Origin of the sequence: Paraburkholderia sp., assembly GCF_024281035.1 — a bacterium.
Lineage (GTDB): Bacteria > Pseudomonadota > Gammaproteobacteria > Burkholderiales > Burkholderiaceae > Paraburkholderia.
The window spans coordinates 22,690-35,233 of sequence record NZ_JAMXLH010000052.1; the positions used below are offsets into that span (position 1 = coordinate 22,690).

Below are 12,544 nucleotides of genomic sequence, written 5' to 3' on the forward strand. Positions count from 1 at the left end.
CACGTCGCAAACCCTAACAGTCACTTTACCCACCTATCAACCGAATCTGAATTGCAACACCCTGAATAGTCGAGAGCGAAAAATCGCTCGGTGAATTCCCTGGCAATGGGTCCACTCAGGCAGATCGAACCGCCTGCGCTTCCGCTTCGACCTTACATTTTCATTTGCCCGCATCACGTGCAAACCCATGCTGTGCGTTGGCAGCCGCAAACACGACGAACTGGCTACAACCGTTCTACACGGGCCTTTTCGACGCACAGGAGGTGTCGCCCTTTCCGTGACGGCGCAACTGCAGGGCTGCCGGTCCATAACCTTCGTTAATTTAAATCTGCTTTCAGGTATCAACTTCCTTTTATCGTACACATAAAATTATTCGACTTTCCTAATACTGCGCCCGCCTTCAAAGTCTGATCCGAGGCAGTTGCGCCTGCCGCACATCACCGGTGCGCAGCGCTCAATGTGGGACGCCATAACGGCCTGCCTGACATGGCGACCGGAGTGGATCTCAAGCGCCGCCGTCCCGTTCCAAAACATCGACTTCGGCACCGAATTCTTCGTTCTGTAATTCGCACTGCAAATTGTTAAAAATACAAGGAGAGGTTGTGAGAAATTTCAGGCTTGGAGCAATTTACGTTGGAGTAGCGACAGTTTCGATGTCGGCGGCAGTGCATGCCCAGAGCAGTGTCACGCTATACGGCTCGATCGACGCTTCCGTCGCCTACTACAACAACACCGGGGGCCATTCACTCATAGCAATGCAGAACGGCAACAACGCAGCGTCGTATTGGGGCCTCAAAGGCAAGGAAGATCTTGGCGGCGGTCTGAACGCCATCTTCACCCTGGAAAGCTCGTTCGACATCACGCATGGCACGCTTTCGAACAATCGCATTTTCGGCCACCAGGCCACTGTTGGTCTCGCCCAGGATACCTATGGAACGGTCACCATGGGACGGCAATTCGATCCCACGGTCGACCTCATCCAGCCGATCACCGGCGACGCCTTTGCCGGACCGGCGTTCACCACACCAGGCGATGCCGACAACAACGACAACTCGGCATGGATCAATAGCTCGATCAAGTACGCGAGCCCAACGTACGCCGGTTTCCAGTACGAGTTGATGTACGGGTTCGGCGGCATCGCCGGCAATACGACTGGCGGCCACGCGTATGGGGCGGCTGCGTCGTACAACAACGGAGGATTGACGATTGCCACCGGCTATCTGTTTGCGAAGAACGACGTGAACGGCAACGGCGCGGCAGACTTTGTCCAGGCCAATTCGGCGACGCCCCTTTTCGGCGCGACTCCGTTTTTCGGTTCGCGTCAGATCGTCCAGGTCGCCGCGCAGTACGTCATCGGCAACCTGACCGCCAACATCCGTTACAGCAACGCACAGTACAAGCCTTACACGGACTTCGGCGCATTCCACCGCACACAGACGTTCAACATCGGCGGCGCGGCGCTTCAGTACCAGTTCGATCCGGCGCTCACCGGCTCGCTCAACTACGTTTACATGCACTCCAGCGGGGCGTCGTCGGCGACGTACAACAACTTTGGCGTGAACGGCGCCTACTCGTTGAGCAAGCGCACGAGCCTCTATGCAACTGTTGCGTACTCCCACGCGAGCGGCACGACGTTCAGCGAAGACGGCTCCGCAATCGTTCCGGCAGGCGGCACGGTGGGCGATCTTGCAACGAGCTCGAGTACGCGATCGCAGGTCGTGGCCATCCTCGGCATCATCCACAAGTTCTGACGTCGTATCCAAGGTAGTCGATAAAACCAACCAGAGACGCATTCATTTCCATTGGAGGCAACATGGCTTTTTTCAGGCACAAAGCGTTGACGATTAGTCTTGCAGCAATGGGGTTGTGCTCAATCGCGGCCCACGCGCAGACATCGCAATACCAGCTCGTCAAGACGATTGACCTGCCCGGAACCAAGGGCGGTCACGGCGACTGGGTCTCCTACGACAAGGACACCCACGCGGTTTGGCTGGCTCAGTCGCCCAATCACAACGTCGTTGTGATCGACGCAAACACCATGTTGGTGAAGAAGACGCTTGGGGGCGTCGATTCGGGTAACGGCATCGATTTCGACGCAAACCACGCCTACGTCACGGACGCGACGAGCGGCAAGCTGATCGTCTATGACAAACACTCGTTCGACCGGCTCGCCGCCGTCGACAGTGGGGGAAAAACGCCGGACGGCGTGAATGTCGACACGAAGACGGGCACGATTCTGCTCGCGAACGACGATAGCAACAACGAGGCGGTCTTTGAGGCGAAGCCGCCGTTCAAAATGACCGTATCGTACAAGCTGAAGCCCGAAGACGATAAGGACGGTCCGGACGTCGCGCTGTACGTTGCCTCGGCGGATCGCCTGTATCAGCCGGTTGGCGGCAAGATCGACGTCATCAATCCGAACACCCACAAGATCGAAGCGGTGTGGGAATTCGGTTTGAAAGGCCCCGCGAAGGGTGGCGTCTACGACAGCAAAACGAATCACCTGATCTTCGGTACCGGCGACAAGAAGATGCTTGTTGTGGATGCAACATCCGGCAAGCTGGTCACGACCATCACCGTGGCTGGCCCCGTCGACCAGACCGCGATCGACACCGACAAGCGCCGCGCGTTCATCGGCGACAAAACCGGCGACCTCGAGGTGATCGATCTGGATTCGAACAAGGTCGTCGATCACATCCATACCGAGCCCAAGGTCCACACGCTGACGGTCGATACGTCAACGCATCGCGTCTACGTCTATCTCAACGAAAGCAACAAGGTTGGGGTGTACGAGCAGAAATCCTGATGTCGCACGCCGGTTTCGGGTGGCGCAGCGGCATGCCATCCTGCCTCACCCGACCGGCACCTACGCTGCATGAAACAGGGTACGGCGCGCGGGGGCGCGCCTCCCTCGCGCTGTGGCCCGATCATTAATTTGTGGGAGAAGTCGTCATGTCAATCGCTGCCTCGCCGGCAGGCAATTCCTTTCTTGGAAATCGGTGGACACAGCTGTTCATCGGTATTGCCTGCATGGCACTCGTTGCCAACCTGCAGTACGCGTGGACACTGTTCGTGATCCCGATGAAAACGGAGAATGCGTGGACTGCCGCTGAGATCCAGTTTGCGTTCTCCATTTTCATTCTGGTCGAAACCTGGCTAGTACCGGTCGAGGGTTGGCTCGTCGACCGCTTCGGCCCTCGCCCCGTCGTCATGGGCGGCGCACTGTTCGTCGGCCTGAGCTGGGTGATCAATTCATTTGCCACGACTTTGCCCATGCTCTACACGGCGTCAGTGATCGCCGGCCTCGGAGCTGGCTGCGTTTATGGCACCTGCGTTGGAAACGCCCTTAAGTGGTTCCCCGACCGCCGCGGTTTCGCCGCGGGCCTGACCGCAGCGGGCTTCGGCGCGGGTGCCGCCCTGACGGTGATTCCGATCGCGAACATGATTCACAATTCGGGGTATCGGCAGACATTTCTGGTATTCGGCGCGATCCAGGGCATCGCGATCTTCATTCTGGGCATTGCGTTGATTCGCCCGAACCCGGGTCCCGGCATCAAGCCGGTCGCACGCGTCGTGGCGAGCAAGGTCGACTACACGCCGGGAGAGATGGTCAGAACGCCGCTCTTCTGGATGATCTACCTGCTATTCGTGCTCGTCGCCGGCGGCGGTCTGATCGCTACCGCCCAGCTCGGCCCGATTGCGAAGGCCTTTGGCTTTGCGAAGCTCCCTGTGCAGTTCTTTGGCGCGACACTGCCTTTGCTGACGCTGGCGCTGTCGGTCGACAATCTGCTCAACGGGCTGACGCGCCCTATCTGCGGTCTGCTGTCCGACAAGATCGGCCGCGAAAACACCATGGTGATCGTGTTCGTCGGCGAAGGGCTCGCGTTGCTCGGGATGAATGCTTACGGCCACAATCCCTACGCCTTCCTTGTCTTTGCGCCGCTGATATTCCTGTTCTGGGGCGAAATTTTCTCAATCTTCCCGGCGATCTGCGCGGATACGTTCGGTAGCAAATACGCGTCGTCGAATGCAGGCACGCTGTATACGGCAAAGGGCACCGCAGCGTTGCTCGTCCCGATTGCGTCGCTGATGGCCGCCGGCGGGTCATGGGAGCCTGTACTGATCGGCTCGGCTGTCGTGTCGATCGTCGCGGGTCTGTCGGCCAAGTTTATTCTCGCGCCCATGAGAAAGCGCTGGTTCGCAGGTATGCGCGAAGAGGTTGATCCGGTCCTGCAGACGCAATAAGCCGCGTCGCTGCCTCCACCCGGGCGGGGTGACGGGAAAGAGGCAGCGCGCGCCGTTTGCATCGCGTTTGCATCGTTCGCATACGTTCGTCATCCTGCGCCGGTTCCGGGCAGACGCACTCGGGACCATCCCCCCATCCGGGCTATACCGGGATAGCGGATCGTTGTGTATCTGCAAGCATCCGCAAGCAAGACAGTACTTACGCAACCATGGAATTCGACAGCGGCGAGCACGTGGCGCTCTCTGGCCCCGATCCAGCCGGATTTGGGGCCAAACTGCATGGCATCGGTCACCGAAAACGGCAGATGTCCTGCAAACGTTAACTCTTTCGTAAGTCTGCACCGGCAAGCTAGTTGTGTCGGCTACTGACCCGCTCCGGGTCCGCAGCGCTGACACATGACTAGCTGGAGGCACAGACTATGAACCGGACACTTAAACTGGCCGCTATTGCGGCCGTATTGCTTGTACCAACCCTTTCATCCGCTCAACCGTCCAACGGGCCGGTCACGCGTGCCCAGGTGCGCGAAGAACTCGCGCAGCTGGTAAGAGCCGGCTACAGACCAACCGGGCGAGACAACAAATATCCAGCCGACCTGTGGGCAGCCCAGGCGCGCGTTGCCGCCGCCATGGGCCACTCCACGACGGCCCCGAACGGGCAACGCTATTGATACGATTGTTGAAGATGGAAGGACGCGGCAAGTGCGTCTTTCGCGTTAAAGCGGTGTTCGGCGACGGCATGCAAAAGCCGCGAGTCGTTCACTGCTCATTCAGCTTTGGTGGATACGATGTCGTACGGTGCTTTCAATCGTGCTTGACGGACGTTCGATGTTCGTCAAGCGCGATTGAACGGTGTCGTTTCCCGGAACATGACGACCAGGCAGCACGACATTGAAGGCCCGGCGTGCCACTTCACTGATGAAATGCCCGCTTACGGCCTCAAACCCCCTGCAGTATCTCCATGGCCTGACTGCTATCGTCCAGCGAATCCAGCGCCAGATAAGCGACAAACTGTGTCCCGATGACAGCGGCCGAAACGCCGCGCAGATTGATGCCCTTCCCAGCAATCTTCCGGGTCAATTCGGCGATGATGCCCGGCTTGTCCGCGCCCATCACGCGCACGGAATGAAGGCTTGATGTGACGTTAAAACCCGCCTGCGACGCGGCACGAATTTCATGGTCGTTCTGCAGCGGCGCGACAAAAACGATGCTCCTGCCCGGTGTTTCCGGCGTGCGACGCGCAACAATGAACTGAAGATCCGCGCCCGCGTCACGCAGAATCTCCAACGCCCCGGCGAGTCCGCCGGGCTTGTCGTCGATGGTGGACGCCCAGACATCGACGCGTTCGACGAGCAGATCCATGGTCAGCCCTCCCAACCGTTGTCCGTCAATCAAAATCTAGTTCACTGATGACCGGCGGGCAACCTCGCCGCGCCGTCACGACACCGGGGAGTCGTCCGCCAACCTTGTTAACGCTCCCGCGTTGGACTTAAATGAGTTTATGCAGTCAACCGTCACATCCGGTGCCCTGGATGGCGACAGAGAACCCGCGCAAGCGTGCGGATGTCTCGTGGCCGAGGCCGTCCGGGGTCAAGGAGAAAGCGTTATGTCCCGAGACAAGTCGCCCCGCCACTCCGCCGCCGAACAGCAATCGTCCGACGCTACCGAAGCGCAGATCGCCGTGCATTGGCCGGAAGAGGCGTATATCCCGCCGCCCGCGCCGTTCATCGCGCACGCCAATCTCGCCGATCCGGATGTCTTCGAACGTTTCTCCCTCGACCGCTTTCCCGAATGCTTCAAGGAATTCGCGGATGTGCTCGACTGGTACAAGTATTGGGAAACGACGTTCGACGCGAGCAATCCGCCGTTCTGGCGCTGGTTCGTCGGCGGCAGGATCAATGCCTGCTACAACTGCGTGGACCGGCACCTGGCCGCATACAGGAACAAGACGGCGATCCATTTCGTGCCCGAATCCGAGGACGAGGCGGTCCAGCACGTCACCTACCAGGAGCTTTATGTCCGCGTCAACGAGTTCGCCGCCCTGTTGCGCGACACCTTCGGGCTGAAAGCCGGAGACCGGGTCACGCTGCACCTGCCGATGGTCGCGGAGTTGCCCATTACGATGCTCGCGTGCGCCCGGCTTGGAGTGATCCACTCGCAGGTATTCAGTGGTTTCAGCGGTGTGGCCTGTGCCGACCGTATTCTGGACTCCGAAAGCCGCTTGCTGATCACGATGGACGCTTACTGGCGCGGAGGCAAACTCATCGATCACAAGGAGAAGGCCGATATTGCGTATACGGAAGCGGCTGGCCGGGGGCACACAATCGAAAACGTGCTGGTATGGCAGCGCTACCCGAGCCGATATTCGAGTCCGACTGCGCTGGTCAAAGGACGTGACGTCATCGTCAATGACCTGCTCAAGACCTTCCGGGGCAAACGCGTCGACCCCGTGCCGATGCCGGCCGAGGCGCCGCTTTTCCTCATGTATACGAGCGGCACGACCGGGCGTCCGAAAGGATGCCAGCACTCGACCGCAGGCTTCCTGGCCTACGTGGCGTGGACGTCGAAATACATCCAGGACATTCATCCCGAAGACGTCTACTGGTGCATGGCCGACATCGGCTGGATCACGGGCCACTCATACATCGTCTATGGACCGCTGGCGCTTGGCGCTTCGTCTGTCGTGTACGAGGGCGTGCCGACCTGGCCCGATGCGGGGCGCCCGTGGCGAATCGCCGAGAACCTTGGGGTGAACATCTTTCATACGTCGCCGACGGCGATCCGGGCGCTGCGGCGCAGCGGTCCCGATGAGCCGGCGAAATACAACCTCCGCTTCAAGCACATGACCACGGTGGGCGAACCGATCGAGCCCGAAGTCTGGAAGTGGTATCTCGAGTCGGTGGGCAAGAACAAGGCGGTTATCGTCGACACCTGGTGGCAGACGGAAACGGGCGGATTTCTGTGCAGCACGGTACCCGCGCTCGACAGAATGAAGCCTGGCAGCACCGGCCCGGGGATTCCCGGCATTCATCCGGTGATTTACGACGACAATGGCAACGAGCTCGAGCGCGGCTGCGGCAAGGCGGGCAATATCTGTATCCGCAACCCGTGGCCCGGTGCTTTCCAGACCATCTGGAAAGCACCGGAGCGTTACGTGAAAACGTACTATGCGCGCTACTGCAAGGACACGAAGAGCAAGGACTGGCGCGACTGGCCCTACATGACCGGCGATGGCGCGGTGGAAGCGGCGGATGGCTACTTCCGCATTCTTGGCCGCATCGATGACGTGATTAACGTCGCGGGCCACCGTCTCGGCACCAAGGAAATCGAATCGGCCGCCCTGCTCGATCCGGACGTCGCCGAAGCGGCCGTCGTGCCGGTCGCCGATGAAATCAAGGGTAAGGTGCCCGAACTCTATGTTTCGCTGAAGCCGGGCATCGAGCCGGCTGCCGGGATTGCGCAACGTGTTTCGGACCAGGTCGTGGCCCGGATCGGTGCGATAGCAAAGCCTCATCAGGTCGTCATCGTTCCCGACATGCCCAAGACCCGCTCCGGCAAGATCATGCGGCGCGTGCTCGCGGCGATCTCCAGTCATCAGGATCCGGGAGACGTTTCCACGCTTGCGAATCCCGAGATCGTGGACACGATCAAGGAGCTCAACAAGTAGAGGCCGGGTTTATCGTGGGTGAACTATTTACGTAATTTTTTCGGAATTTTCCGCATGGAGAATTACTCGACACAACGACACCCCGCAGGGAATCTGGAGATGTATGGCGGAAAGCAGCCGGAGTCGAACCGACCTGGGAACGACTGACGCCCCCAACCGGATTTGAAGTCCGGCCGTACCACCGGATACGAATGCCTTCCTTCGCTAACCCGAATACGCGACTGACATCGCGCGATATTCAAAGCACATCGTTCAACCGGCTATCGGCACGCAGCAGGTGCCGTTCTCGCTGGAAGCGAGTATATCCAACGCGATCGAAGAACTCCAGGAGCTGGATCGCGCGCTTGCGCCCGAGTCCCGTGGCATCGCGAAACGCCGCAGCCTCCACTGCGCCATCTCGTGCCCGCGCCAGCTGTGCAACGAGCCGCGCAAGGTCGTGCATGACATCCCGATCGTAAAAGAGATCGCGTACGACCTGATACAGCAGACCGAGACGAGCCAGCTTGCGCAACAACGCACGCACGTACTCCTCGGGCTGACGTGTCTCGTTTGCAAGGTCCCGCGTCCACGGCGGATCGTAACGTCCTTGTGCGATCAACGATCTCAACAACGCGGCCAGCGCTTCCTCATCGGCGTCGAGCCGCACCGTATGCGACGGCAGATGCAGCCACGGCCCGCTGCGTACGATGCGCCCATCCCGCACGAGCGAATCGACCACCGCGCGCCACACCGCGTCGCTCGCGAGCGGCACCGTCATGCGCCGCAAACGCGCCGCGTCCGGTCCCTGCTCGTCGGGCATGCGTGCATGAAATTGCGCGAGCGCCTCGGCAACGCGCGCCGACATCTGTTCCCAGTGATGCCGCGCGATCACCACGCCGTCGTCCACGCGTTCACGCGGCGCAATTTCGACGACATCGGCTAGCAGCACCAGCACGTTCGCCGCGTAGCCACTTAGTTGCGTGAGCGCCGATCGTGCGATGCCGTAAGGTGCCTGCGCGAGCAACGGTTCGATGCGCTCTTCATCGAGCCACGTGCGCAATGCATCCAGCCACGCGATGCGTTCCGGCGTACGGCGGCGCCGCGCCGGTGCGAAGGGATCGAGCACGCGGCCGCCACCTGTCGTGTGCGTCGCCTGAGCATCGCGCACGATGAAGCGATCGCCGGGCAATGCGCCGATCGGCGTCTCGAAGACGAGCTGCACGCGCGCGCACTCGCCGGGCGCAACGGTCTCGCCCTCTAGCAGCACGACGTTCGCCACACGGTGCATCGTCCCCAGGTGAACATGCAAAGGCGTCCAGTGACGCAGCGTAACGTCCGCATCGGCGAGCAGTCTCAATTCGGCATCGAGTCGCGTTGTCGACTGCCCGAGCCTCGCATCGACAATCCAGTCGCCACGCGCAATCTGCTCCTTGTCGACGCCCGCGAGATTCAACGCACATCGCTGTCCCGCGCGGCCCGCTTCTGCCGCACGATTCTGCGCGTGGATGCTGCGCACGCGCACGGGCAATCCGGCTGGTGCAAGCAGCAGTGCATCGCCCGTCTGCACGCGGCCCGCGAACACCGTGCCCGTCACAACCGTTCCCTGCCCCGTCAACGTAAACACACGGTCCACGGCCAGCCGGAACAGCCCGTCGTCGCGTCGCGCCTGCCAGGCCATCGCGCGCGCACGCAACCAGGCGTCGAGACTTGCCACGCCTGCGTCGTCTGATCGCGTCGCCTGCGTCTCGAAGCACGGCGCATCGGCGAACGACGCGGCCGCAAGCCATGCGCCGATTTCGGCACGCACTTCGGCGATGCGCGCCGCGTCCACGCGGTCGGTTTTCGTCAGCGCGACCGCGCCCGCACTCACGCCGAGCAGTTGCAGGATCGCGAGATGTTCGCGCGTTTGCGGCATCACGCCATCGTCGGCGGCGATTACAAGCAGCGCAAAGTCGATGCCGCACGAACCCGCCGCCATCGTATGAACGAGCTTTTCGTGGCCGGGCACGTCGATGAATCCCAGCACATCGCCATTCGGCAGCGGCGTGTAGGCATAACCCAGCTCGATCGATATGCCGCGCGCCTTCTCCTCCTTGAGCCGGTCTGTATCGACACCGGTCAGCGCGCGAACCAGCGTGGTCTTGCCATGATCGATATGGCCCGCCGTGCCGATGATCACGGTCGCAGCTCCGCGAGTTGCGCGATGAACGCCGCTTCGTCGGCGCCTTCGATGCAGCGCATGTCGAGCCGCAATGCATCCTCGGCAATGCGTCCGATCACCGGGCGCGGTAACGCCCGCAACGCGCGTTCGAGCTTCATCAGCGCGCGGCCGCTGCCGACCTTGCCCGCGTGACGTACGACGAGTCCGCTGCCCGGCAACACGTCCACGGGCAGTGCGCCACTGCCGATCTGGCTGAACATCGGTTCGACGCTCACGGCATACGCGTCGCCCAGCGCGTGCTGGAGCACCGGCGACGCGCGCATCGCGCACTCCTGCATCTGCGCAACGGGACGCGTGAGCAGACGCAGTGTCGTCAGCCTTTCACGCAGAAATTCCGGCGCCTGATAAAGCTTCAGCACGGGTTCGAGCGCGGCAAGCGTAAGCTTGCCCACGCGTAGCGCGCGCTTTAGCGGATGCTTCTTGATCTTCGCGATCAAAGCCTTGCGACCGACGATCAGCCCTGCCTGCGGACCGCCGAGCAACTTGTCGCCACTGAACGTGACGAGGTCCGCACCGGCCTCGATAGTTGCGCGCACAGTCGGTTCGGCGGGCAGCCCCCATTGCGTGAGATCGATCAGCGTTCCGCTGCCCAGGTCCACTGCAACGGGCAATCCGTTTGCGCGCGCAAGCGGTACGAGTTCGTCAAGCTCGACGCTCTTCGTGAAGCCGCTGATGGCATAGTTGCTGCAGTGGACCTTCATCAGCAGCGCGGTATGCGTATTAATCGCAGATTCGTAATCGGAAACATGCGTCCGGTTAGTCGTGCCCACCTCGCGCAGTCGCGCGCCCGCACGGCCCATGATGTCTGGAATACGGAACGCGCCGCCGATTTCGACCAGTTCGCCGCGCGAGACGATCACTTCTTTTCGCGGGGCAAGCGCCGCGAGCGAGAGCAGCACCGCCGCCGCGTTGTTGTTCACGACCGTGGCCGCCTCTGCGCCGGTCAGTTCGCAAATCAGATCGTCGATCAGATCGTCGCGGTCGCCGCGCTTGCCCGTCGCGAGATCGAACTCCAGATTCACCGGTTGCGCGAGCGCCTGCGCGACCGCGCGCACGGCTTCGTCGGGAAGCAGCGCGCGACCGAGATTTGTATGGAGCACCGTGCCGGTCAGGTTGAACACCGGACGCAGGCGGCTTTGCGCGCACGCGGCGAGAACATTCGCCGCGTTGTCGATCACAGATTCCGGCGCGAATGGCGCAGCGGCGTCCGCGGGCACCACCAGCGTGCCCGCCTGCGCATCTCGCCGCCAGCCGTCGAGCGTCGCGCGAATGGCCGCCAGCACCTGCGTGCGTCCGTACATCGCAATCAGCGGCTGCGCCTGTGCGGATGCAATGACACGTTCGACCGCCGGCATCTTCGCGAGCAACGCGTTCAGCGCGCGTGCGTCACACCGCGCTTCCTGTCCCACGGTTTCGCTCATCGTGCGCTCGCTGGTTCATTGATCGGCGGGTGCTTCCGGCCAGAGCAGCGGATTCGGGCTCGCGCGCTGATAGCCCGCTTCATTCATCAGGAGATCGAGTGTGAGGCTCGCGAGATCGTCGGCGAGCGGTTCGAATTCGAAGTCCTTCTCCTGATAGCCGATCTTGCGATACGTATGGCATTCATCACACGATTCGGCCTTCAGCGCAGGATTGCCGCCCTCGATGCCGTGATACGCGATGCCCTTGGTGGAATCGCAATTCGTGCATTTCACGCGGACCACATGCGCCTCGGTCCCGCACAGGCTGCATTGCGTGAAGCGATAACCGTGATAAGCGCCGCCAATGCGCACGATGCTCGCGACCGGCGGCACGCCGCAAACGGGACACGCGCCGGGCGTATCGACATAAGGCACGTCTTGAACGTCGAGCCGGCTCGCGAGGTCGGTCCACACCACCTGAAGCGCGGCCATGATGAATGGCGCCGTCGCGGGCGCCACTTCGGCGTAACGCTGCGCGAGCAGCGCGTCGGCTTGCGCGTCGAGTTCGGCATCGCTCATCGCGCGCAGTGCATCGAGCACCTTCGCGAGCGCGGGCGTGATGGCGCCCGCCGCTTCAACGCGATCAACCAGCCCGCGCAGCACGTCGCGCCACTGCGGGTCGCGCTCGCCGGACAGGGCCGGCAGAATCGGCATCGAATGACGCTGCGCATTCGCAATCGCGTCACGCTCCGGCATGCGCGCGCTGAAATGCTCCAGCGCGTGCTGCTGCGCGTCGACGAGCGCCGTCATCAGCCGCACATAACCGCCGATCGGATTGTGGTCCGCGAGCTGGCGCAACCGCGCGGCGCGCGCCGCAAAATGCGTCGCGCGCTCGGGTAGACGAATACGAGGAATGGCTGAGGGATCGAGCGCCTGAATCTCAGCTGGGTCGAGGATACGTTGCGTCACGGCAGGTCTGCTCCCCAAAGAAAAAGCCGCCGCGCCCAGTCGGGCCGGCGGCTTGCCTGCATGCGC

Annotated in this window: 9 protein-coding genes and 1 tRNA gene; 5 read left to right on the top strand and 5 right to left on the bottom strand. The window is 61.7% G+C overall.

Annotated features, from left to right (window positions below):
* The first annotated feature begins 653 nt into the window (after nt 1-653).
* The 4 genes from Q0L30_RS17825 to Q0L30_RS17840 all read left to right on the top strand — a co-directional run bounded on the left by Q0L30_RS17825 (nt 654) and on the right by Q0L30_RS17840 (nt 4,913).
* On the top strand, nt 654-1,751 hold the full coding sequence (locus Q0L30_RS17825; protein ID WP_296659153.1) for a porin: 1,098 nt from the start codon (nt 654-656) through the stop codon (nt 1,749-1,751).
* Nucleotides 1,752-1,813: 62 nt separating this feature from the next.
* Entirely contained in the window at nt 1,814-2,806 is a 993-nt protein-coding gene (locus Q0L30_RS17830) for a hypothetical protein (protein ID WP_296659155.1), read from the top strand.
* Nucleotides 2,807-2,952: 146 nt separating this feature from the next.
* Nucleotides 2,953-4,245 (top strand): oxalate/formate MFS antiporter, encoded by a 1,293-nt coding sequence (gene oxlT / locus Q0L30_RS17835; protein WP_296659158.1) that lies wholly within the window; start codon nt 2,953-2,955, stop codon nt 4,243-4,245.
* Between the two features lie 419 nt (nt 4,246-4,664).
* On the top strand, nt 4,665-4,913 hold the full coding sequence (locus Q0L30_RS17840) for a DUF4148 domain-containing protein (protein ID WP_296659160.1): 249 nt from the start codon (nt 4,665-4,667) through the stop codon (nt 4,911-4,913).
* Between the two features lie 268 nt (nt 4,914-5,181).
* Here the strand turns inward: Q0L30_RS17840 and Q0L30_RS17845 are convergent, their stop codons facing one another.
* Nucleotides 5,182-5,604, bottom strand: a complete 423-nt coding sequence (locus Q0L30_RS17845) for an ACT domain-containing protein (protein WP_296659163.1) — start codon at nt 5,602-5,604, stop codon at nt 5,182-5,184.
* A gap of 244 nt (nt 5,605-5,848) precedes the next feature.
* On the opposite strand from Q0L30_RS17845, the gene acs reads away from it, so the two are divergent.
* Nucleotides 5,849-7,909 (top strand): acetate--CoA ligase, encoded by a 2,061-nt coding sequence (acs, locus tag Q0L30_RS17850; RefSeq protein WP_296659165.1) that lies wholly within the window; start codon nt 5,849-5,851, stop codon nt 7,907-7,909.
* A 104-nt stretch (nt 7,910-8,013) separates the two neighbouring features.
* Here the strand turns inward: acs and Q0L30_RS17855 are convergent.
* The 4 genes from Q0L30_RS17855 to fdhE form a co-directional block, all read right to left on the bottom strand.
* Nucleotides 8,014-8,109: transfer RNA gene (locus Q0L30_RS17855), tRNA-Sec, on the bottom strand.
* 38 nt (nt 8,110-8,147) lie between these two features.
* On the bottom strand, nt 8,148-10,067 hold the full coding sequence (gene selB, locus Q0L30_RS17860) for a selenocysteine-specific translation elongation factor (RefSeq protein WP_296659168.1): 1,920 nt from the start codon (nt 10,065-10,067) through the stop codon (nt 8,148-8,150).
* Nucleotides 10,064-11,530, bottom strand: coding sequence for an L-seryl-tRNA(Sec) selenium transferase (gene selA / locus Q0L30_RS17865; RefSeq protein ID WP_296659170.1), 1,467 nt, complete (start codon nt 11,528-11,530; stop codon nt 10,064-10,066). The genes selB and selA overlap by 4 nt, the downstream gene beginning before the upstream one ends.
* A 15-nt stretch (nt 11,531-11,545) precedes the next feature.
* Complete coding sequence (gene fdhE, locus Q0L30_RS17870) at nt 11,546-12,478, bottom strand: formate dehydrogenase accessory protein FdhE (RefSeq protein ID WP_296659173.1); 933 nt, start codon at nt 12,476-12,478, stop codon at nt 11,546-11,548.
* Nucleotides 12,479-12,544: the final 66 nt, after the last annotated feature.

Bases quoted from the DNA above. Each gene is read 5' to 3' on its own strand.
- Q0L30_RS17825 (WP_296659153.1), top strand. From the start codon at position 654: ATGTCGGCGGCAGTGCATGCCCAGAGCAGTGTCACGCTATACGGCTCG.
- Q0L30_RS17830 (WP_296659155.1), top strand. From the start codon at position 1,814: ATGGCTTTTTTCAGGCACAAAGCGTTGACGATTAGTCTTGCAGCAATG.
- oxlT (WP_296659158.1), top strand. From the start codon at position 2,953: ATGTCAATCGCTGCCTCGCCGGCAGGCAATTCCTTTCTTGGAAATCGG.
- Q0L30_RS17840 (WP_296659160.1), top strand. From the start codon at position 4,665: ATGAACCGGACACTTAAACTGGCCGCTATTGCGGCCGTATTGCTTGTA.
- Q0L30_RS17845 (WP_296659163.1), bottom strand. From the start codon at position 5,604: ATGGATCTGCTCGTCGAACGCGTCGATGTCTGGGCGTCCACCATCGAC.
- acs (WP_296659165.1), top strand. From the start codon at position 5,849: ATGTCCCGAGACAAGTCGCCCCGCCACTCCGCCGCCGAACAGCAATCG.
- selA (WP_296659170.1), bottom strand. From the start codon at position 11,530: ATGAGCGAAACCGTGGGACAGGAAGCGCGGTGTGACGCACGCGCGCTG.